This is a genomic window from Myxococcus sp. AM010, assembly GCF_013372585.1.
Lineage (GTDB): Bacteria > Myxococcota > Myxococcia > Myxococcales > Myxococcaceae > Myxococcus > Myxococcus vastator.
Map to the genome: position 1 here is coordinate 24,879 of NZ_JABXEO010000035.1, position 20,560 is coordinate 45,438.

Below are 20,560 nucleotides of genomic sequence, written 5' to 3' on the forward strand. Positions count from 1 at the left end.
TACGCGCCCGAGCCTCAATCCTGGCTACAGCCGCCCGGCATGAAACCAAGGCACGGCTGTTTCAGGGGTTGCCGAGCTTCAACTCCAGCTCCGCCAATTCGCGTTGCACGGTGGCGTCCGTCACGCGGAGGCCCTCCACCTTGCGCACCGCGGAGATGACGGTGGAGTGGTCCTTGCTGAAGCGCGCGGCGATCTCCGGGAAGGAGCTCTTCGTCAGCTTGCGGCTGAGGTACATGGCCACCTGACGCGCATGGGCCAGGGCCTTGTGACGGCGGTCTTCCTTCAGCGACTCCACCGTGACTTTGTAGAAGCGGGCCACCTCGCGCTGGATGGCTTCCACGTCCACCGCGCTGTGGGCGGGGAGGATGTCGCGCAGCACCTGGGCCGCGAAGTCCTCCGTCACCGGCTGGCGCGTCAGGCTGTGCACCGCGGACAGCTTCACCAGCGCGCCTTCCAGCTCGCGCACGTTCTTCTGGATGTGCTTGGCGATGAAGTGCGCCACCGAGTCCGGCAAATCCAACCCTTCGGCCACGGCCTTCTTCTGGAGGATGGCCACCCGCGTCTCGTAGGTGGGCTCGCGGATGTCCGTCATCAGCCCCATGGCGAAGCGGCTGCGCAGCCGGTCCTCCAGGCCCGGAATCTCCGAGGGCACCGTGTCGCTGGTGAGGACGATGGCCTTGTTCATCTCGTACAGCGTGTTGAAGGTGTAGAAGAACTCCTTCTGCGTCTCCTCACGCTTGCCGAGGAACTGGATGTCGTCGATGAGGAGCACGTCGCACTCCTCACGGAACTTCCGGCGGAAGTCCCCCATGCGGTGCTCGCGGACGCTCTCCACGTACTCGTTGGTGAACTGCTCGCTGGAGAGGAACACCACGCGCTGGGACGGGTCTCGCTCCCAGATGAAGTTGCCCACCGCCTGGAGCAGGTGCGTCTTGCCCAGGCCCGTGCCGCCGTAGATGTAGAGCGGGTTGTAGTGGTGGCCCGGCTTGTCCGCCACGGCCTGCGCGGCGGCGGCCGGGAGCTGGTTGCTGTCCGCCACCACGAAGGTGTCGAAGGTGAAGCGCGCGTTCAGCCGCCCCGGGCGCGTGGCGCTCGCCTTGACGGAGGGTATGGGTGGAAAGTGCGGGTCCGGCTCCAGCCCCTCCACCACCTCATAGGCGATGGAGGTCAGCCCCTCCCCCATCCGCCCGAGCTGCACATCCAGCATGGGGCGGTAGTGGTCATCCACCCAGTCACGGAAGAAGCGGTCCGGGACGCCCATCACCAGGGCGCCGTCACGCACCTCCAGGGGCCGCATCCGCTCCAGCCACCTCAGCGCGTAGTCGAACTTCTCCTGGCGGATGGCATCCAGCATCCGAGCCCAGAGAATTCCAGCACTTGGGAGGGGGGTAGCGGCTTGGGCGAGGGCGTTCACGCGTGTCTCAAACGTGCGGATGCAGGGGGAAAACGAGGCGTTCGGCGGTGCTAACAGACGGTCCCTGGTGGATCAAGCAACCGGCCAAAACCGCCGTAACCTCAAGGGGTTTTCCCAACACGGATGATCCGCAACGGGCATGCCAGCCGGGCCCAGTTGTGGATCATCCCCGCCCCTACCCCAAGCGCTGGGGGACCCCGCCGAAGGCTTCACGTTGAGTGAAAACTCCGGCGTTCCCCCCGTCCTCGTCACGTCCCGAGCAGGCCGCGGATGCGCATGTGGAGCTGGGCGTCGGCCGCGTCGTGAGTGAGCAGGTGCTGGAGGAGCTGGCGCACCTCGGGCGTGCGCTGGACGTAGGGCTCCACCACCGACACCAGGGTGTGGTGGTTCTCCAGGGGCACGCTGCCGGCGAGCGCCAGGTCACGCAGTTGCCGCAGGGTGGAGTCGTCCAGGGGGCGGCGGCCCAGCGCCGTCAGCGCGGAGGACTGCACGGGGGCTTGAGGGTCCTCGGCCAGGGTGAGGAGCGAGCGCAGGGCCTGGGGCGTCTGAATCTTCCGCAGCGCGCGGGCTGATGCGCGGCGGACCTGCGCGTCCGGGTCCTGGGTGTACCGGGTGATGACGTCCACCTGCGCCTCCAGGCCCGCGTTGCCCAGCGCGAGCAGCAGGTGGGCCTTTGATTCGGGCGTGCGCGCGGTGTGCAGCTCCGACTCGAGCCGCTGGACGGCGGCCAGCGCCTCCCCGTCCTGCTGCTGCCGGTAGAGGGCGCCAGCGGTGGCGCCCAGGGCGTAGGAGGTGGCCACGCGCGTGTCGTCACGGGCCGTGAGGTGGGCGCGCTCGATGAAGCGCACCGTGTCCGGCGTGGGGCTGGTCAGCAGCGACAGGCGGCTGAGCAACATGCCGTAGGCGGGCTCGGCCAACGCCTGGGGGCTGGACAGGGCGCGCACCAGCGCCGCCTGCGCGTCCGGCGTGCCCGCGCCCGCCAGCAAATCCAACACCAGCGCCCGGCCGCGCGGCTTCAGCGTGGACTGCTGGAAGAAGTCGGCCAGCCGCGCGCACAGCTCGGGCTGCTGCTCCAGCAGGCCCGTGGCCTGGAGGAGGAAGTGGTTGTGCTCCGGGAAGGTGCCGCCGTTGGCGTACTTCTCCATCAGCTCGAAGAAGCGCTCCGGGGTGAGGCCATCCACCTGCTGCGCCAGCATCCGCTCCTGCACGCGGGCGTCCGTCACCAGCTCGCCCGGCGCCAGCCGTTGGAGCGCCACGTCCGCGGGCGCCTGGGCCACGGTGAAGCGTCCTCGCGCGCCGGGCTCCAGGCGGAGCTGGACGTGCGCCGTGGCGGTGGGCTCGCCACCACCGGCCGGGCGGCGCAGCACGCGCTCCTCGCCCACGAGGCGCTCCAGGACGCCGCCGGCGTCCAGCGTCACCTCGAAGCGCGAGTCCACCTCCACGTCGCCGCCCCCGGTGCCCAGGCCCCGAGGCTCCGGGTAGGCCAGGCGCCGCTTGAGGAAGCGCGCGGGCAGGGTGTCTCCCTCCAGCCGCGTGTACTCCGCGCGCGCCACGCCTCGCGACGTCGTCTCATCCACCTGGAAGGTGTCACCGTCGCGCAGCGCCCACTGGAGCTCCCCCGCCAGCGCCTGCACGGTGTTCTTGAAAAGGGACGGGTCTGCCTCCTGGAAGGCGACGGCGCGCAGGGTGCCGTCGGCGTCCAGCTCCAGCAGGGCCTCGCGGCCGGCGAAGGTGGCCTCCACGGCCGCGGCGTCCGGCAGCAGCGCGTGGCCGAACAGCTCCAGCGAGTGGGTGCGGAGGTTCTCCAGGCTCAGCCCCACCCGCAGGGCGGTGCCCTGCGCGGGGTGGCTGCGCAGGACCAGGTCCCCTATGAAGTGGGCCTGGCCCGCCATGGCGGCGCCGTCCCGAGGTGCGCCAGCGAGGCGCACCTCGGTCCGGGCCGTGTAGTCCAGGTGATACGTCCGGCGCTCCCCCACCGGGAAGCGGAGGTGGAGGGGCGTCGTCGCGGGAGACGCCCCGGTGACAGGGGCCTGGGCCAGGTGGAGCCAGGTGGCCCCCAGGAGCAGCAGTGCCAGCAGGGCACCGCCAGTGATGACCTTGCGTGCGTTGTTCATGGGGCGTCTCCAGCGGGTGGGTTACAGCAGCGAGCGGATGTCCACGAGGTCGACGTTGAAGGCGTGGTCGAACAGCTTCACGTCCTCCTTGATGCCGTTCCAGCTCACCAGCGTCTGCTCGAACTCCGCCTCGAAGGGCCAGATGCCCACCTCCACGTAGGCGGAGATGCGGCCGGCCAGGAAGGTGAAGCGCAGGTGGGAGTTACCCTCCATGCGCAGCTTCAGCCTGCCGCCGGAGGACGTCAGATATGCGCTGGCGTCCAGCGGGACGGCGGCGTGGACCAGCTGGAGGCGGCCCTTCACGCCGGCCTCGATGATGAAGAGGTCGACGGCCGCGTACAGCTCCCCGTCCACCCGGGCGAAGGGCTCCAGGTGTCCGGCGACGCCCAGGCTCGTCACGCTGCACTGGGTGGTGCCCGTCACCTGGTGCTCGGCCGTCAGCCGGTAGTCGAGCCCCACCACGCCGGCCACCTTGGCCCCGAGCGTCACGGGGACCACGACGATGACGAAGGTGGCGTGGGCGTTCACCAGCGTGGCGGACTTCTCCTGCTTGCCGGACACGATGTTGAACTGGCCCAGCGCCAGGTCGCGGTGCACGTCCACCAGCGGCACGGTGTTGTCGAGCACGTCCAAATCAATGTCCGCGCGCTTCTGCGTCACCTGCGTCTGGGCGTGGATGAGGTTGGCGCTGATGCCCAGGGTGCTGCCGGTGGCGTCGAAGCTGCCCGTCACCTCCGGGGAGAGGCCGCAGTCGGGCGTGTGCTTCACGTTGTTGACGGCGACGGCCACCTGGTAGTTCGCGGTGGCGCCGAAGGTGTCATTGCCCAGGCTGTAGCTGTCACCGGACTCCCACCGCAGGCGGGGCTGCGCCGTCTTCGGGTCCAGCATGGTGCCCACCGTGGCGGACAGGGCGCGCAGGTACTGGTCGCGGCGGATGAAGTACGTCTCCAGGCGCAAGGGGCTCGTCGTGTAGTTCTGCGCGGGGAAGTTGACGCCGCCGTGCACCAGGGCCTTCGCCTTGAGGTCGGCGAAGTCGTCGCGGGTGTAGCGCGCGCACTTCTGGAAGTCCTGCTCGCGGGCGCCCTGGTAGAGGTTCATCACGCGCCGGGCGAAGCGCTTGGGGGACCAGTCACAGGGGGCGGGCATCTTGCCCGTCTGGAAGGCGAGGCAGCCGCGCGCCTGGGCCTGCTGGAGCGCCGCCTCGATGACGTCATCCAGGGCGGCGAGCTCGTAGGCGCGGGTGATGATGGGGTCCTGGGGCTCGTCGCCCGACAGGTTGCTGGACGTGTCCGTGGGCGGGGCCTGGAGCATCCCCGGAATCGGGCGGAAGCGCAGGGCCAGCTCCGACTGGATGGCGGCCACCCGGTCCTTGCGCTGCTGGATGAGCGCGGCGAAGTCCTCCTGGAGCTGGTCCAGCGAGTACAGCTGTTCGTCCAGCACCGCGGCGTTGCGCGTGCTCATGGAGCGGTGCCACGACCAGCTCTCGTTGTAGTAGCTGGCGCCCTGGGACAGGGTGGTCCGCAGCGCCGAGGGCAGGACGGTGCCGTAGAGGTTCAGGTCGCGGTGCAGGTCCTTGAGCTCGATGATGGCCCCGCCCATGACGCCGGGCAGCGGCACCACGCGGTCCCGGGTGCTGGCGCCGATGAGGACCTTGCCCTGGGCTGGGGCGGGCACGGTGAAGAACTCGTTCTTCGGCGCGCCCGAGGGGAACTGGATGGCGGGCTGGATGGGCGTGCCGTCCTTGCCGCGCTGCACCGGGTCCTGAATCGCGCGCGTGCCAATGGCGGTGGCGGGGACGGTGCCGCCGCTGGGCGCCGCGGCGAAGGCGAGGCCATGGATGCGGCGGTAGTCGGTGCCGAGGGAGGCGGTGGCGAACTCGAAGACGCTGTAGTCGTAGTACTTCTCGTGCACGTACTCCTGGCAGGAGTCGATGGTGGTGCCGCTGTTGTCCCACCCGGCGAGCTGGAGCGCGCGCAGGAACTTGATCCACCCGGCGGACTGGGACGTGGCCGGGAAGTAGGTCTGGTCGCGGTGCGAGGCGCCCAGCAGGAAGCCGGCGAGCCCGTTCATGCTGCGCCCGTTCGCGTCCTCTTCGATGAAGGCCACCGGCTTGGTGGCGACGTCCGGCTCCACCGTCTGGCCGCTCGCGTTGCGCGTGACGGGCACCAGCACGGTGCGCTCGGGCAGGCTGGCCACTGCGTCCAGCGCGGCGTCGCGCACCAGGACGTTGCAGGTGGCGTTCGGGTTCGTCCTCGCCGCCTGCCGCGCCAATTGGGCGCAGAGGGTGGTGCCGGTCTGGCAGTCCTGCAGCGTGGGGACATAGGCCACGCAGAGGTTGTAGATGGGCGACGTGGGGATGGTGGGAATCGGCGTGAAGGCCAGGGCGGGCGCCGCGGACATGACGAGTCCGAGCACGGCGACCTGGGGTCGCGTGAGTGACATGGTGTGGACACCTTCTGTGTGGGTTTCCCGGAGAACGGTGCTCTCAGATTTCCTTCGCCGGAAAAAAGCGGTGTCGCTGGACGGGTGCGGGAGGCCCCAGGGCGCTCTCAGGTGTTGCGAGCTTGAGGCGGGCCTGAGGTGCCTGCCCGGGTGTTGCCGTGCACGTCGCTTGAGTCGACTGGTGGATGGCCGCGGGACGGCGGTTCCCCAGTCACGTCAAGGCCTTGGCCACGCTTCGGCGATGCCCTTCGGGCAGCCTTGACCCGACCGGAGAACCTTGGGATGGGCGCAATAGTCCATCCATCCATCAACGTGCGCGGCAACAGCTGGAGCCGGTCGGCACCGTAGAGAGTGGGTCGGCTCGCGTAGGCGGCCGTTCGAGAATCACAATCCTTGATTCAGGCGCGCCGCTTCAGTGGCTTGAAGAGGCGAACCACATCGACCTCAAAGCCTTCGCAAACGCGGGCAAGCGACGTGAAGGTGAGGTTGGCTTCTTCTCCCTCCACGCGCTGGTAGAGGCGCGTCGTCATGCCGCAGCGGTGGGCCGCTTCTTCCTGCGTCCAGCCCTTCTGTTCGCGGAGGCGCCGGACCGCCGCGGCCAAACGCTGCTGGAGCGCGCGGTAGGCGTCGCTCTCGTACTGCTCCGCCCGCTCAGGCCGGCGTTTTCTGTCGACCCGGGGCCCCATCTTGCGGCGGGACCGTAGGAGCGTCTACAAGAGCTTCACCACGTCTCTAAAGACGTGTCGCTAGCGTCGTTTATCGACGCTGGGTCCAGCTGACGAGGCCGCGAATGGCTCCGGTGAAGTGCGGGAAGTGCGGCAGTCGGGTCGAAGGCTTGATGATGAACGTGCTGATGAGGCGCTGCGAGTTCAGCGGGCTCTGACCACGTGCTCGGTTCCTTGAACCCGTTGCCGTTGATGCTGTTGCTGCTGGCATGCGCGGCGGCCGCCCAGTCGCAGCCTGGCGGCGAGCGCAAGCTGCGGCAGCGGACCCTCTCCTTGCCCGCTGCAGGTGAGGACGTGACGGTGCGGGTCGCGCGAGGAACGCTCACCACCCTCACCTTCGATTCGAACCTCGGCATGAAGGGCGTGCAGCTCGGGGGACGTGAGTCGCACTTCGAGCGAGTTGATGAGCACGAGAGATTGGTCTCCTTCAAGCCGAAGGTCGACCTGGTGCCCGGCGAGCGCCTGCTGCTCACCGTGCGTTTCGCGGACGGCGCTGCGCCGGCAGAGGCGACGTTCGAGCTCATCGCCGCCGGGGATGAAGTGGACGCATCCGTGGAGGTGATTCGCCGCACGCGTTCCGTCGAGGCGCTCCAGGTGGAGCTGCGCGAGCTGAGGGCCAAGTACGCGGCGCTGCGGGACGGCAGTGGCGATGGGGGACCGGAGGGGATGGTCCTCTCCGGCTGGCTCACTCAGGACATTCGAGTTCGACGATTCGACGCTCGCGTGCCACCTGACAATTCGAGCGGGCTCAAGGTGGAGGATGGCGTGGGCTACCGCACCGGCAAGTGGGCGCTGGTGGCTGTTCGACTCCGCAGCCAGCCAGGAACACGTCGCTGGACGTTGGGTGAGGTGAAGCTGTCGTCCGTCCGCGGAGCCCCTGTGAAGGTGCTCTCCGTGCGCATGGACAGGCCGCAGTTGGCTCCCGGAGAGGAAGGGCTCCTCCTCGTACGCACCGAAGCCCCCTGGTGGGAACTGGGCGAGGAGCTGCGCCTCGAGCTGAAGGACAAGGAAGGCAGCGGTTCGCTGCCCTTGAGCGGAGTGGTTTTCTGACCGCGCCGCAGGCGGCGCAGGGGCATTGGCCATGGCGATGATTCCGATTCACCCCGACCAACTCGTGCCCGGAAGCCGCGTTGGCCCCTGGCGCGTGCTCGCGCCATTGGGAGCTGGCGGCTTCGGCCGCGTCTTCAAGGTGGAGCGCGAAGAGCAGCCAGGGAGGACCTACACGTTGAAGGTCGCGCTTCGACCTTCCAGCGCCCATCTCCCGGAAGAGGAGAACGTGGAGGAGCGCATGTCCCGCGAGGTGGCCATCCACATGGCCTACGACACGGGGCTGAAGGTTCATGCTGTCGACCACTGGCCCATCCTCAGTGGCTTCCTCTACTTCGTCACGGACTACGTCGAGGGAGAGACGCTCCACGAGTGGCGCTGGCGCACCGAGCCTTCTGCCGCGCGGCTGCTCACCGTCTTCACGGAAGTGGTGCGCCAGGTCAGCGCTCTGCACCAGCGTGGGGTGTGTCACCGCGACCTGAAGAGCGACAACATCCTCATTCGCACGGAGGACGAGAAGCCGCTCGTCTTCGACTATGGCGTGGCCCGCCTTCCGGGCATGACGACGTTGACGGTGGGGGTGCCGCCAACCTCGCCGTACCTGCTCCCTCCTGAGTGCGTGACCTTCTTGGGAAAGGAGACCTGGAAGCAGGGCGCTCACTTCGACCCGGGCGTACCTGGGGACCTCTATGCGCTCGGGATGCTGCTCTTCGAGGCGCTCACCGATGGCTATGCCTTCCATCCGAAGTTGCCGTACGACCTGCTGGTGGTGGCCATCGCAACGCGGGTGCCGGCCGCGCCGCACATGCTCAACCCGAAGGTGCCGCGCGTGTTGAGCGACATCACCCTGCGCTTGCTGGAGAAGCGGCCCGAGGCGCGCTACCCCAGCGCCGAGGCGCTGCTTCAGGCCCTCTGGGATGCCGCCAAGGAGCGGAAGCAGCCCGAGTGGCAGACCTCCCTGGCGCTGCCTCCGCCGGAGGAAGAAGCGCTCGAAAGCCCTACCCCGGCCGCGCACCTTCATGCCGCCGAGGAATCGTCTGCGGTCGAAGGCGTGGAACGGGCAGCAGCGGCGGATGAACTGGCGCAGGTGAAGGCGGAAACGCCCGGAGCCCCGATGCTGGAGGGGACCGACGGCGTCTCCGTGGAAGCGCCGGTCCTCCCACGGTGGCGTTCTGTGCTGTGGTCCTTGTGCTCCCTGCTGGTGCTTTCTCTGGCCCTCTGACTGCTCTTCGCTCTGGCCCATCCAAGTTCCTGACAGCCACGCTCTGCGCTGTGGCAGGGCTGGCTTGCTCCGCGGCCGAGGTGCGGCCTGAGCCCGCGGAGTGTCCCGAGGAGGCCCGTGAGGCCATGTCCCGAGTCCTGGCGGTGGACACCACGAAGGGGCTCAAGGCCGTCATCGACATCAACCAGCCCGGAGATCAGAGCCAGCTCGGCACGTACCGCAACGGCGCCGTGGTCGGCCGAATCGCGGGCTACTCCTGGGCGGATCCTTCATTGCCTGATGGGACCTTGCTGTACGGACGACTCTGGACAGGCCTCGTTGATGAGTACGGTCGACCGGCGGCGATGGCCCGCTACTCCGAGGCGAAGCTTCCGGATGGGCGCACTTTCCCGGTGTGCATCGTCGTTGGGAACCCGGATGGCCGCGTCAGGACGCAGCCAGGCTCCAACCCGGATACCGCAGTGTTGCCTCGGGAGTTGCCGGTGAGCGCCGTGGAGCGGTGGCCATGACGGCCGTGCGGGTGAGAATGCCCGCTCGGGGGGGCTTGTGAGTGTAGGTAGGGCACGAGGCCGCCCGGCAGTCAGGCCGCTGCTGGAAAAAACCACCCGGGAAACAGACGTCCGCGCCGGTCGCGATTAAACTCCCGCCGCCGTGCGTTGGGCGGTGGTCAGCACCGTCAGTCTCACCCCAGCCTTCATCGCCCTACCTCGGGCCGGCCCATGGGGCCTCCCGGGGCGGGTTCCAGAGTGGGCCGGGGTGATCCAACGTTGACTTACCCTGGAAATGGGGGTACGGACCCGCCCCTTTCCCTAGTTCAGGTCGCGCCGGAGCGGTAGGAGGCGCCGCCGTCATCACCAAGGAGTTAGAGCCGTGTCCAAGCGCACGTACCAGCCGTCGAAGGTCCGCCGCAATCGCGCCCACGGGTTCCGCAAGCGGAACGCCACGAAGGGCGGCCGGGATGTCCTCAAGCGTCGTCGTGCGAAGGGTCGCAAGCGGCTCGTCGTGTCCGCTCCCAAGAAGTAGGCGAGTTCGCGTGTGAGGGCCGAGGGTGCGACGCCGGGCCAGTCCCGCCCGGCAGACCAGCGCTTCCCCAAGGCCCTGCGCCTGCTTCAACGGCGCGAGTTCCTCGAGGTCCAGGAAGGCGGGCAGAAAGTCCCTTCGGACTGCCTCCTGGCCCTCGTGAAGCGCAATGGCCGGCCGTACTCACGTGTTGGCCTGACCGTGTCGAGCAAGGTAGGCAACGCCGTCGTCCGAGCGCGCTTGAGGCGCGTGCTGCGGGAGCTCTTTCGCAAGCGCCGCATGCAATGGCCGCCGGGCCTGGACGTCGTCCTGGTGGCACGCTCCTCCGCGAAGGACGCCTCCTCTCCGGCGCTGGCGCGGGCCTTCGACGGTGTCACCCGTAAGCTGCAGCGGCTGCCCCGCGCGGAGACGAAGCCGAAGGAGCCGCCCAGATGAGCCCCCTGGCCTTCGTCATCTCGCTGCCCATCCGCTTCTACCGGAAGTTCCTCGGACCGCTGCTCCCTCGGGTGTGTCGGTTCCATCCTTCGTGCTCCACGTACGCCATGGAGGCGCTGGAGAAGCACGGCGGCCTCAAGGGGTCGTGGCTCACTCTCTGGCGGCTCATGCGCTGCCAGCCCTTCCACCCCGGCGGTATCGACCCGGTGCCGTGACGAGGGGTTCCACCCATTGCCGCCCTCTCCCCCGTGGAGGGGGGAGTCTATGAACGATCCGCTCTCGCCCCAGTCGAACGATTCGCAGAAGCGACTGCTGGCGGCCCTGGCCCTCTCGTTCGCGGCCACTGCCGTCTACACCTTCTTCTTCGCGCCCACGCCGCCGCCCGACTCGGAAGTCCCCGACGCGGGCGTGGTGGCCACGGCGCCCGCCGATGCCGGCACCCCCCCGGCCGTCCAGCCTCCCGAAGGCGGCGCCGGGACGGGCACCACCGCGGAGGCCCCGCCGCCTCCGGCGCGCAAGGCGGAGCTGCTCCGCGACGAGTCCGTCTACACCTTCTCCTCCGAGGGCGCCGGCCTCACCGCCGCCGTGCTCAAGGGCGCGAAGATGCGGGAGCAGCAGGAGCTCACCGTCGCCCAGGGCTTCCAGAAGCTGGTCGGCAAGGAGATTCCTCCCGCGCCGCAGATGGACCTGGCGCGCCCCACCCCGGGGCAGCCGCTGCCCCTGGCCGTGTCCATCACCGGCGCCAGCCCGCTGCCCGCGGACCTGAACTACGCCATGGATGAAGGCGCCCCGGGCAGCGCAGACGGCGTCACCTTCACCGGCCGCCGCGGCCCGTGGGAGGTCGTGAAGACGGTGAAGTGGCCCCAGGACGGCTTCGAGCTGTCCTACACCCTCCAGGTGCGCAACACCTCCGGCCAGCCGCAGAGCGGCGAGCTGCAGGTGCACCACAACCGCGCCATCGACCCCAACTTCGAGCACGCGCCGTCCTTCTTCGGCGGCGTGGGCAACCTGAGCCGCTCCGCCTGCTGGGTGGGTGACGCGCTCCAGAAGATGAGCCCGGGGGATGACGCCCCGGACGCCGAGGACGTCCGCGGCCAGGTGCAGTTCTTCGGCATCGACCAGCAGTACTTCCTGTCCGCGCTCTACCCGCTGGAGGGGCCGCGCGCCGGCTCGTGCGCCTTCGAGGCCACGCCCACCCTGCGCAAGGTGACGGCGTCCTTCCCGATTACGGCGGCCCCGGGCGAGACGGTGACGCTGCGCTTCGGCGGCTACTTCGGCCCCAAGGACCCGGACATCCTGTCCCTGGTGCCCGGCGCCTCGCTGCGCGCGTCCACCGGCCTGGGCGAGGCCGCCTTCCACCCGCCGCTGGCGGAGACGGTGGACTTCGGCATCTGGGCCGTCATCTGCAAGGTCCTGCTGACCGTCATGAAGTTCTTCTACGGCCTCACCGGCAACTGGGGCGTGGCCATCATCCTGCTCACGGTGGTGGTGAAGCTCGTGCTGCTGCCCCTCACCTACCGCTCCATGGTCAGCATGGAAGAGGTGAAGAAGCTCCAGCCGCGCATGGAGGAGATCCGCAAGAAGCACGCGGACAACCGCGAGCAGCAGAACCTCGAAATCATGAAGCTGTACCAGGAGGCCAAGGTGAACCCGCTGGGCGGGTGTCTCCCCCTCCTCATCCAGATGCCGGTGTGGATTGCGCTGTTCACCGCGCTGCGCAACAGCTTCGACATCTACGGCGAGCCCTTCGTCGGACCCATCTGGCGTGACCTGACCTACAAGGACCCCACGTACCTGTTGCCGCTGGCGCTGGGCGTGTCCATGGTCATCACCCAGAAGATGCAGCCGCAGATGATGGATGCGGCCCAGGCCAAGATCATGACCTGGTTCCTGCCCATCATCTTCACGCTGACGCTGCTGCAGTACCCGGCCGGCCTGTCGCTCTACATCTTCACGAACAACATCCTCTCCATCGCGCAGCAGTACGGCCTGCGGAAGTGGCTGGACCGGAACAAGCCCCAGACGGGCGGTGGGACGCCGGCGGTGGCCGGTGCGGGAGGCAGGCGCAAGTGAGCGAGCAGGTTCCCCAGCAGACGCCGTCCACCCCGGACTCCGGCGCTTCGTCCGCGGAGTTCCGGGGCCGTGTGGAGAAGCTCCTCGGCGACATCCTCGGGCTGATGGGCTTCCCGGCGCGCCTGGACATGAAGGACGGCGCCGACGGCAGCCTGTCGGTGGCGCTCCACTTCGAGCCCGCACCGCCTCCCGGTGTGGAGGTGGGGCGGCGCAGTCAGGTGGTGGACTCGCTCCAGTTCCTGCTGAACAAGATGCTGCACCGCCCCGGCGCTGACCGGCGCTGGGTGATGCTGGGCGCGGGGATGCACCCGGAGCCCCGTCAGCGCCGTGAGCCCCAGGCCGCGGCAGCTCAAGCCGCGGCTCCGGCAGCCCCCGCCGCGCCCCGTGCCGCGGCGGCCCAGGCGCCTGCTCCGGCGAAGGGGGGCCAGCGGGGGGCGCAGACGTCCGCCGCCAAGGCCGCTCCCGCCAGCAAGGGCGACGGGGATGAGCGCTCGGTGACGGTGGAGGAGGATGCCGAGTTGAAGGCGGCCGTCCGCACGCTGGCGGAGAAGTCGGCCAGCCTGGGCCGCTTCTACGCGGTTGCCGCCATGAAGCTTGAAGACCGCGCGCGCGTCCTCACGTCAGTAGAAGGAGTGGGTGGCGTGAAGGTGTCGGCGGAGGGCGAGGGCCGCAACCGCCGCGTGGTGTTCACTCCGGACAAGCCCGCCCCGCTTCCCAAGCGGAGCATGCTGCCGGACGACGAGGACGACTTCGACGCGTGAGCCGCTGAGCGCGCCGCGCGCGCCGGGGCTCCCGAAGCGAGACCAGGGATGGGCAAGGCGAAAGCTCTCAAGGACAAGCTGTACGGCGCGGCGGTGCTCAAGATGAGCTTCCGCCTCCGCGGGGACGAGGAGTCCCCCGCGTTCCGCTTCGTCTACCCGGGCGTCCTGCGGGATTTGGAGCTCGAGGACGAGGCGGTGGAGCGGTACATCGAGGAGCACCGCGAGGCCGTGGAGAAGGCCGCTCGCGGCTCCACGCCGCCCATGGGCACCCGCTGACGCAGCGGGGCCCGCGCTGCGTCAGGTTCCAGGTGGCTTCGCTCCACTGGCCGCGTATGACGTCTTCCCCGTATGACGTCTTCCTCCATGACCATCGCCGCCCTGGCCACCGCGCCCGCCGCGGGCGCCGTGGGCATCCTCCGGCTGTCCGGCCCTGACGCGCTGGACGTGGGCCGGCTGCTGGCCCCCGGTGCGCCCGCCCAGCCCACGCCGCGCCATGCGTACCTCGCGTCCTTCGTGGACGCGGAGGGACGCGCGCTGGACGAGGGGCTGTTCCTCTACTTCCGCGGACCCCAGTCCTTCACGGGCGAGGACGTGGTGGAGCTGCAGGCGCACGGCAGTCCACGGCTCTTGAGCCTGCTCCTGGCGCGGGCGCTGGAGGACGCGCGCGTGCGCCACGCCGCGCCCGGTGAGTTCACGCGTCGCGCGTTCCTCAACGGGCGGTTGGACCTGACGCGCGCGGAGGCCGTGGCGGACCTGGTGGCGGCGGACTCGGAGGCCGCGGTGCGCGCCGCCGCCGCGGGGCTCTCCGGGGTGCTCGCCTCGCGAGTGCAGGCGCTGGAGGAGCCGCTGCGCGCGCTGCACGCGGACATGGAGGGCGTGCTCAGCTTCCCCGACGAGGCAGAGGGCGCGGACGAGGACGTGGGCGCGCGTGTCACCGCGCTGCGTGCCCAGGCGGAGGCGCTGTTGTCCGAGGCGGGCCGGGGCCGGCTGGTGCGCCGGGGCGCGCGGGTGGCGCTGTTCGGTCCCGTCAACGCGGGCAAGTCCACGCTGTTCAACCGGCTGGTGGGCGAGTCGCGCGCGCTGGTGGACGACGAGCCCGGCACCACGCGCGATGCGCTGGAGGCCCGCGTCGAATGGGACGGGCTGGCGGTGACGCTCTTCGACACCGCGGGGCTGCGGGAGACGCCGGGACGCGTGGAGGCGCTGGGCATCGCTCGCACGCGCGAGCTGCTCGCGGGCGTGGACCTGGCCGTGCTCGTGCTTCCGCCGGGTGTCACGCAGCCAGAGGCCGACGCGTGGACGCGTGACGCGGGTGGCACGCCCGTGCTGGTGGTGGACGGCAAGTGCGACGTGGTGGCAGCGCCCGGCTCGCCGCGCCAGCGCGTGAGCGGCCTCACCGGTGAAGGTGTAGACGCGCTTCGCGACGACATGCTCGGGCGGCTGTGGGGGGGTGGCACGCCCTCCGCGGTGGCGCTCGTCTCCGAGCGTCACGCCGATGCCTTGCGTCGCGCGTCCGAGGCGCTGGGCCGCGCGGAGCGCGCCTCGCGCGTGTCCACCCTGGAGGTCGTCTCCGGTGAAGTGGGGCTCGCGCTGGAGGCGCTCGGCGAAGTGTCCGGTACCGTGGTTTCGGAGGCCCTGTTGGACGCAATCTTCCAGCGCTTCTGCATCGGGAAATGACGCCTTCCGTCGAGCGGAGGACGTGTCAGACGGCTCCCTAGAATGCCCGCCTCAACCGGTGATTCTCGGAGGCGCTGTGATTGAAGGAACCATCCCCCTGGCGAACCATTCGATGCTCTCGGCCCTGCCCTCGGGCTGGGTGGGGGAGATTCTGGACGAGGAACTGGTCGCCTCGCCTCGTCCCACCGCCGCGCAGACGCGCGCGGCCTTCATGCTGGGCGTGGAGCTGGGAGAGCAGCTCGACAAGCGCCGTGGCGGCAGCGGCCGCTGGTGCTTCCTGCGCGCGCCCGAGCTGCACCTCGGCCACGACATGCTCGTGCCGGACATGGCCGGCTGGCGCCGCGAGCGCCTGGACGTGCCCTTCGAGCCGGACGTCCCCTTCCTCACGCTGGTGCCGGACTGGGTCTGCGAGGTGCTGACGCCCTCCACCGCCGCGCTGGACCGCGCGCGCAAGCTGCCGCTCTACGCGCGCGCGGGCGTGTCACACGTGTGGCTGGTGGACCCCGCCGCGCGCACGCTGGAGGTGTACCAGCGCGTCAAGCGGGGCTGGCTGCTGACGGGGAGCTACGAGGACGACTCGCTGGTGCGGGCCGACCCCTTCCCGTCGTCGACGTTGGAGCTGGGCTCGCTGTGGCTGCCCGAGGGCTCCGAGAAGCCCTCCCTGCTGGCGGCTGTTCCGTGAGGCGCGTGGGCGCCCGCCAGCGCCGTCACGCGGCGGCTGCCACCACCGGCTTGAGGATGTAGCGGCCGTACGTCACGAAGGCGAGCAGCACACCCATCACGAGCGACCAGAGCATCGGGTTCTCGGGCGTCAGCTTCGTCGAATGACGCGCATACAGCACCGCGAGCGCGAACGTCTCGAACGTGAGCACCGCGGCCGCGTGCGCGGTGAGGCTGGGCATCCACTTGAACGCCGCCGGGACGATGAGCAGCACGCCACCGGCCATCTCAAGGAAGCCGAGTGCCTGCCAGGCCCCGAGGGGGACCTCGCTGAACTGGCTCGCGAGCTGCTGAAACGAGAACGCCTTGTATGACCCGCCCGCGAGGAACAGCAGCGCGAGGACGGCCTGAAGAATCCAGATGACGATGTTCATGGGGGGTGGCTCGGTGTTCAGGCCTTGAGGGCCGGGTTGTTGGATTCCTTCTCGAGTGTCTTGGCGAGCTTTCCGTGCATCAGCTTCCAGCCGAACTCGGCGCCGTGGAACGCCTGGTCCTCCTTGAAGCCGGAGTGCTCGAAGAGCACGCGCGTCCCATCGCCATCGGCTTCGAGGCGGTAGCGGACGCGGGTATCCAGCCAGCCCTCGCCAACGACCCAGGTGAACTCGAGCTCGGACGGAGGCGCGCACCGGAGCACCTCGCAGTGCACGGTGAGGCCGTCGAATCTGGCCCGAGCGTCTGGAGGCACGCGGAACGTGAAGCGATGCCCCACGCGCGGCTCGAAGTCGTTCGGGTACATCCAGTCGGCGAGCGCCTCCGGGGTTGCGAGCGCGCGCCACACGACGGCGGGCGGCTGGGTGAACTTCAGCTCCCGTCGGATGGTCTTGGTCGTCATTGCTGCTTGTCGCCTTTCTCAAGGTGTCGCCGCAGGCGGGCGAAGTTGTCGTCCCAGAACCGCTCGTAGTGGGCAATCCAGTCGCGCACCGGCTCCAGCTGCTCCGGCACGAGTCGGTACCGCCGCTCCCTGCCATGCCGTTGCTCGGTGACGAGGCCCGCGTCGAGCAGCACGCGCAGGTGCTGAGACACCGCTGGGCGGCTCATCTCGAAGTTCTCGGCGATGGCGTTCACCGGGCGGTCGCCGTCGACCAGCAGGTCGAGCATGCGGCGCCGCGCCGGATGGCTGATCGCTCCGAACACCCCTGGCTCGGTGTGCATCATCGTACGGCCATAATGCGTAAGTAAGTGCTTACGTGTCAAGGGAAGTGAAGGAGCGGCGCGGCCCGAGGGCGTGTCCACTCAGCGCCCGCCAGCTCGGACGCGGCGCAGCCGGGCCGCTGGCGGGGGCCTCCCGCCGCAACGCGCGCGCGCCGTCTCCACCGCCGAGGCGTCGCGGCAATCGCTGCGCGCTGGCTGGAAGGAGTGAAGCGGCTCGCTGGGGCTCAGGGCCTTGACGCACCTGGAGCCGCCCGGCCGCGGAAGCCAGCCCGTCACGGCCCCGCGGGTTTGCTGTGGTGCGCTCGCCGAGGCGCTTCACCGCGAGGCGCTCTACCGATGAGGGAGCGCCACCCGGCTACCGCCTGGCTCCTGCTGGAAGGTCATGGCGACCAGGTTGAAGCTCCCGTCGCCATCCCTGGATGGGCCGTGTGACGGTTCAGCTGGCCCGCTTGAGGTCCGCGTCACCCGGGGCCCGCGCCAACCGCCGCACGGCGCGCAGGAGCAGGTCTGGATCCACGGGAGCGGCGAGGAAGCCCCGGGCGCCCACCGCCTGGGCACGCGGCAGGTCCTGCTCCGGCGTCTTGCCCGCCACCAGCACCCGCGCGTGCGTCTGCTGGCGCAGCGCCTCCATGGACGGCAGCGGCGCCACCACCACCTGCGCCTCATTCGCCGCGAGCAGCTCCGCCGTGCTGGCGACGCGCGCGCTCAAGCCGGCCTCCGACAACACCCGGACGATTCCCGCGCTGGCCTCCGCGCCCCACCCGTACACGAGCACCTGCGCCATGGGCACCGGCTGCGCGGCCGTGAGCACGGGCACCGCGGGCGCACGCTTCCTCGCGGCGAGGTGCACGGCCTGGGCGGAGAATGGGGCCTTCGGGGACAGCGGCCGAGCCGCGCGGACGACGTGCGCCCCTTCCTGGAGCGAAGACGACGCGGCGCTCAGCGGCAGTGACTGCGCGGGGTGCGCTCCCACCGTCGAGCCCGCGGGCACGGCCCGCGAGTCCCGCGGCTGCTGCACCTGCGGCGAGGGCTGCGCCACCTCCGCGGGCATGGCGCGGATGGCCTGCACCAGCCGCTCCATCCGTGACGGCACCGCCTGCGGCTGCGCGACGACCTCCTCCAGCGAGGACAGCAGCGGCAGCCCGTCATCGCCGCCAGGGTCCTCCATGTTCGTCAGCTCCGCCATGCTGCCGCCGAGCACCATGGGCATGCGCTCGTCGGCCTCGGGCAGTGAGAAGCTCTCCAGTCCGGACCGCCGGGGCACCGCCTCACCGGTTTCGCCCCGGTAGAGCCGGCCAATGGCCCGGCGGATGGCCGCGTCCGACGCCAGCTTCGCCACCACGCGCGGCTTGCCGGACACGCTCTTCACCGCGTCCAGGGACGCCAGACTGGCGGGGGCGGCGATGGCCACCACCAGCACCGAGTCCCGGCTCCCCTGCCCTTCCAGCTTCAGCGGCACCACCCGGTGCGCCTCCGCCACGCGCTCCGGAATCAGCCACGTCAGGCTCGCGTCCGGCGGCTGGACGTCCAGGTCCACCGTCTGCATCCCCGCCTGGAGCGCCAGGGCCTCCAGGACCTGCTGCGGGGTGCTGAAGCGCTGGTCCACCACCACCTGCCCCAACGGCACGCCCCACTTGCGCTGGTACGCCAGCGCCGAGTGGAGCTGCAACGCGTCCACCACACCCCGCTCCATCAGGATGTCACCCAGTCGCTTCTTCATCTCGTCCCCCTCACGCCTTCCGCCCTGGCCGCCAGCCCCATGGGGCAGCCCGAGTCCGGGAAGGTCACAATGTCTTCTACGCTTCCATTCGCCCGGGAGCTTCCCGGCAGGCGACAGACGCTTCCGTCGCCGCGCCACTTGCAAGGTGGGGACCGACCCCTCCCTCGTCGCGGGCGCGGGCGGCGTGGCACCAGGGCGTCCCGGCGCCACGCGTCCGCGTCCTGGGAGGACGCGCTACCAGCTCGCCTCGGGCAGGGGGGCGTAGAGCTCGCCGCGCGTGCCCTCGAAGAGGCCCACCCGCGCGCCCACGGCGTACACCTTGCGCACGCCCGCCACCAGGCTCGTCCACGGGGACAGGACGCTGATGGAGGCGGCGTCGTCCTCGCTGTTGTCGCCCGTCTGGCCCAGCAGCTCGGAGAGGATGGCGGACGCGGGCTTCTTGCGCGGATACACCTCCACGTTGACGCGGGCGTCGGCCGGCAGCTTCGCGGCCTCCTTCGCCAGCTCGAGCGCCTTGGGGTAGCCGCCCAGCGCGTCCACCAGCCCGTGCGCCAGGGCGTCCTCACCCGTCCACACGCGGCCCTTGGCCAGCGACTGCAGCTTCTCCAGCGGGAGCTTCCGGCTGGCCGCCGCGCGCGTCGTGAAGTCCGCGTAGATGCGGTCCAGCGACGCGTCCATGCGGGCCTGCTGCTCCGGCGTGTAGTCCGCGTCCGTGCCGAACATCTCCGCGTTCTTCCCCACGGCGACGCTGTCGAAGTTCACCCCCAGCTTCTCCCAGAAGCCCGCCGTGACGAACTTGCCCGCGTACACGCCGATGCTGCCGGTGAACGTGCCCGGCTGCGCGACGATGCGGTCCGCCTCCATGGCGACGAAGTAGCCACCGCTGGCGGCGTAGCTGCCCATGGTGACGATGACGGGCTTGCCCGCCTCCTTCGCGCGCTGCACCTCGCGGCGCACGGTGTCGCTGGCCACGTAGCTGCCGCCCGGGCTGTCCACGCGGAAGACAATGGCCTTCACCCGCGAGTCCTCGGTGGCCTTGCGCAGCGCCGCGGCGACGCTCTCCGCGCCCATGGACTGTCCGCCCGACAGCGGGTTGGACTGGTTCTTCCCGCGCATCACCTCGCCCACGCCGTACACCAGGGCGATGGTGTCCCCGGACACGTTCGGCCTGCCGGCGCGCTCCAGGTACTTCTTCACGTAGAGGAAGCGCGCGCCCTCGCCGGCCTGCGCCTCCAGCCCGCCGAGCACCTCGTCCCGGTAGCGCAGCCCCGTCACCAGCTTCGCCTCCATCGCCTCCTGCGCCATCAACGGCGCCTTGTCGATGAGGCTCCGCACGACGTCCTCCGTCAGCCCGCGGTCCTCGGCGATGCCGCGCACAATCTGGCCGAAGAGGCTGTTCGTGAAGCGCTCGGTGGCCTCGCGGTGCGGCGCCGTGTAGTCCTGCTCCGTGTAGGAGTTGATGGCGTTCTTGTACTCGTAGCGGGCGAAGTAGCGCGGCGTCACGCCCAGCTTGGAGAAGGCCTCGCGGGCGAAGGGCAGCTCGAAGGCGAGCCCGTTGATGTTCACGTCCCCCGACGGCTGGATGTAGATTTCGTCGAAGGCGGACGCCAGGTAGTAGCCCAGCGTGCTGTTGCCCAGCTCGCCGAAGGTGTCGGAGTACGCCACCGCCTTCTTGCCCTTGGCGCGGAAGGCCTTCACCGCGTCGCGCAGCTCCTGCGTGGCGGCTGGCGTCCCCGGATGGCCGATGCGCACCAGCAGGGACTTCACGCGGGTGTCGTCTCCGGCCTTCTCCAGCGCCTCCACCACGTCGCGCACCGTGGTGGGCGCCTCGCCAAAGGCCCCCATCAGCGAGTCCCCTCCCCCGTGCTCCGACAGCGGCTCTTCCAAATCCAGCTCCAGCACGAGGTTGGAGGGCACCCCGGGCTTGCTCGCGGACGCGAGCAGCATCAATCCCACGAGGCCCACCACGAAGAGGACAGACAGCGCGCCCACGAAGGCCAGCGCGCCGATGAAGAATCGTTTCATCCGAAGGGACTCC

The 20,560-nt window shown here is 70.0% G+C and carries 20 protein-coding genes; 11 read left to right on the forward strand and 9 right to left on the reverse strand.

Annotated elements, in window-relative coordinates; genetic code table 11:
- Positions 1-61 precede the first annotated feature (61 nt).
- The 4 genes from dnaA to HV826_RS17705 form a co-directional block, all read right to left on the reverse strand.
- A complete protein-coding gene (gene dnaA / locus HV826_RS17690) occupies positions 62-1,414 on the reverse strand; it encodes a chromosomal replication initiator protein DnaA (protein ID WP_176418206.1) in 1,353 nt (450 codons plus the stop codon).
- Positions 1,415-1,662: 248 nt separating this feature from the next.
- Complete coding sequence (locus HV826_RS17695; RefSeq protein WP_176418207.1) at positions 1,663-3,528, reverse strand: HEAT repeat domain-containing protein; 1,866 nt, start codon at positions 3,526-3,528, stop codon at positions 1,663-1,665.
- A gap of 21 nt (positions 3,529-3,549) precedes the next feature.
- Positions 3,550-5,970 (reverse strand): hypothetical protein, encoded by a 2,421-nt coding sequence (locus HV826_RS17700; protein ID WP_176418208.1) that lies wholly within the window; start codon positions 5,968-5,970, stop codon positions 3,550-3,552.
- 398 nt (positions 5,971-6,368) lie between these two features.
- Positions 6,369-6,656, reverse strand: coding sequence for a helix-turn-helix domain-containing protein (locus HV826_RS17705; protein ID WP_176418209.1), 288 nt, complete (start codon positions 6,654-6,656; stop codon positions 6,369-6,371).
- Positions 6,657-6,857: 201 nt separating this feature from the next.
- On the opposite strand from HV826_RS17705, the gene HV826_RS17710 reads away from it, so the two are divergent.
- The 11 genes from HV826_RS17710 (at position 6,858) to HV826_RS17760 (ending at position 15,612) form a co-directional block, all read left to right on the forward strand.
- Entirely contained in the window at positions 6,858-7,745 is an 888-nt protein-coding gene (locus tag HV826_RS17710) for a DUF2381 family protein (RefSeq protein ID WP_176418210.1), read from the forward strand.
- 31 nt (positions 7,746-7,776) lie between these two features.
- A complete protein-coding gene (locus HV826_RS17715) occupies positions 7,777-8,964 on the forward strand; it encodes a serine/threonine-protein kinase (protein WP_176418211.1) in 1,188 nt (395 codons plus the stop codon).
- 125 nt (positions 8,965-9,089) lie between these two features.
- Complete coding sequence (locus HV826_RS17720; RefSeq protein WP_176418212.1) at positions 9,090-9,473, forward strand: hypothetical protein; 384 nt, start codon at positions 9,090-9,092, stop codon at positions 9,471-9,473.
- A 361-nt stretch (positions 9,474-9,834) separates the two neighbouring features.
- Complete coding sequence (gene rpmH, locus HV826_RS17725; RefSeq protein ID WP_002637840.1) at positions 9,835-9,987, forward strand: 50S ribosomal protein L34; 153 nt, start codon at positions 9,835-9,837, stop codon at positions 9,985-9,987.
- 12 nt (positions 9,988-9,999) lie between these two features.
- A complete protein-coding gene (gene rnpA, locus HV826_RS17730) occupies positions 10,000-10,419 on the forward strand; it encodes a ribonuclease P protein component (protein ID WP_176418213.1) in 420 nt (139 codons plus the stop codon).
- Complete coding sequence (gene yidD, locus HV826_RS17735) at positions 10,416-10,634, forward strand: membrane protein insertion efficiency factor YidD (protein WP_176418214.1); 219 nt, start codon at positions 10,416-10,418, stop codon at positions 10,632-10,634. The genes rnpA and yidD overlap by 4 nt, the downstream gene beginning before the upstream one ends.
- Before the next feature lie 49 nt (positions 10,635-10,683).
- The gene (gene yidC / locus HV826_RS17740; RefSeq protein ID WP_176418215.1) at positions 10,684-12,492 is read left to right on the forward strand and encodes a membrane protein insertase YidC; all 1,809 of its coding nucleotides are present in this window, start codon (positions 10,684-10,686) and stop codon (positions 12,490-12,492) included.
- Positions 12,489-13,253: a hypothetical protein gene (locus tag HV826_RS17745; RefSeq protein ID WP_176418216.1), complete on the forward strand. Its 765-nt coding sequence runs from the start codon at positions 12,489-12,491 to the stop codon at positions 13,251-13,253. Before yidC ends, HV826_RS17745 begins: the two co-directional genes overlap by 4 nt.
- A 48-nt stretch (positions 13,254-13,301) precedes the next feature.
- Entirely contained in the window at positions 13,302-13,529 is a 228-nt protein-coding gene (locus HV826_RS17750; protein WP_163786312.1) for a hypothetical protein, read from the forward strand.
- A gap of 72 nt (positions 13,530-13,601) precedes the next feature.
- The gene (mnmE, locus tag HV826_RS17755; RefSeq protein ID WP_176418217.1) at positions 13,602-14,930 is read left to right on the forward strand and encodes a tRNA uridine-5-carboxymethylaminomethyl(34) synthesis GTPase MnmE; all 1,329 of its coding nucleotides are present in this window, start codon (positions 13,602-13,604) and stop codon (positions 14,928-14,930) included.
- A 76-nt stretch (positions 14,931-15,006) separates the two neighbouring features.
- Positions 15,007-15,612, forward strand: coding sequence for a Uma2 family endonuclease (locus tag HV826_RS17760; RefSeq protein WP_176418218.1), 606 nt, complete (start codon positions 15,007-15,009; stop codon positions 15,610-15,612).
- Positions 15,613-15,637: 25 nt separating this feature from the next.
- On the opposite strand, the gene HV826_RS17765 is transcribed toward HV826_RS17760, so the two are convergent.
- The 5 genes from HV826_RS17765 to sppA all read right to left on the reverse strand — a co-directional run bounded on the left by HV826_RS17765 (position 15,638) and on the right by sppA (position 20,547).
- A complete protein-coding gene (locus HV826_RS17765) occupies positions 15,638-16,024 on the reverse strand; it encodes a DoxX family protein (RefSeq protein ID WP_176418219.1) in 387 nt (128 codons plus the stop codon).
- Between the two features lie 17 nt (positions 16,025-16,041).
- Complete coding sequence (locus HV826_RS17770; protein WP_176418220.1) at positions 16,042-16,482, reverse strand: SRPBCC domain-containing protein; 441 nt, start codon at positions 16,480-16,482, stop codon at positions 16,042-16,044.
- Complete coding sequence (locus HV826_RS17775) at positions 16,479-16,805, reverse strand: helix-turn-helix transcriptional regulator (protein WP_176418221.1); 327 nt, start codon at positions 16,803-16,805, stop codon at positions 16,479-16,481. Before HV826_RS17775 ends, HV826_RS17770 begins: the two co-directional genes overlap by 4 nt.
- Before the next feature lie 433 nt (positions 16,806-17,238).
- Entirely contained in the window at positions 17,239-18,522 is a 1,284-nt protein-coding gene (locus HV826_RS17780) for a general secretion pathway protein GspE (protein WP_176418222.1), read from the reverse strand.
- A 234-nt stretch (positions 18,523-18,756) separates the two neighbouring features.
- On the reverse strand, positions 18,757-20,547 hold the full coding sequence (gene sppA / locus HV826_RS17785; protein ID WP_176418223.1) for a signal peptide peptidase SppA: 1,791 nt from the start codon (positions 20,545-20,547) through the stop codon (positions 18,757-18,759).
- Between the last annotated feature and the right edge of the window lie 13 nt (positions 20,548-20,560).

Coding starts and splice junctions, on each gene's coding strand:
- HV826_RS17780 (WP_176418222.1), bottom strand. CDS start 18,522: ATGAAGAAGCGACTGGGTGACATCCTGATGGAGCGGGGTGTGGTGGAC.
- mnmE (WP_176418217.1), top strand. CDS start 13,602: ATGACGTCTTCCTCCATGACCATCGCCGCCCTGGCCACCGCGCCCGCC.
- yidD (WP_176418214.1), top strand. CDS start 10,416: ATGAGCCCCCTGGCCTTCGTCATCTCGCTGCCCATCCGCTTCTACCGG.
- HV826_RS17695 (WP_176418207.1), bottom strand. CDS start 3,528: ATGAACAACGCACGCAAGGTCATCACTGGCGGTGCCCTGCTGGCACTG.
- HV826_RS17705 (WP_176418209.1), bottom strand. CDS start 6,656: ATGGGGCCCCGGGTCGACAGAAAACGCCGGCCTGAGCGGGCGGAGCAG.
- HV826_RS17720 (WP_176418212.1), top strand. CDS start 9,090: ATGTCCCGAGTCCTGGCGGTGGACACCACGAAGGGGCTCAAGGCCGTC.
- HV826_RS17700 (WP_176418208.1), bottom strand. CDS start 5,970: ATGTCACTCACGCGACCCCAGGTCGCCGTGCTCGGACTCGTCATGTCC.
- yidC (WP_176418215.1), top strand. CDS start 10,684: ATGAACGATCCGCTCTCGCCCCAGTCGAACGATTCGCAGAAGCGACTG.
- HV826_RS17770 (WP_176418220.1), bottom strand. CDS start 16,482: ATGACGACCAAGACCATCCGACGGGAGCTGAAGTTCACCCAGCCGCCC.
- sppA (WP_176418223.1), bottom strand. CDS start 20,547: ATGAAACGATTCTTCATCGGCGCGCTGGCCTTCGTGGGCGCGCTGTCT.
- HV826_RS17715 (WP_176418211.1), top strand. CDS start 7,777: ATGGCGATGATTCCGATTCACCCCGACCAACTCGTGCCCGGAAGCCGC.
- HV826_RS17765 (WP_176418219.1), bottom strand. CDS start 16,024: ATGAACATCGTCATCTGGATTCTTCAGGCCGTCCTCGCGCTGCTGTTC.
- HV826_RS17775 (WP_176418221.1), bottom strand. CDS start 16,805: ATGATGCACACCGAGCCAGGGGTGTTCGGAGCGATCAGCCATCCGGCG.
- HV826_RS17750 (WP_163786312.1), top strand. CDS start 13,302: ATGGGCAAGGCGAAAGCTCTCAAGGACAAGCTGTACGGCGCGGCGGTG.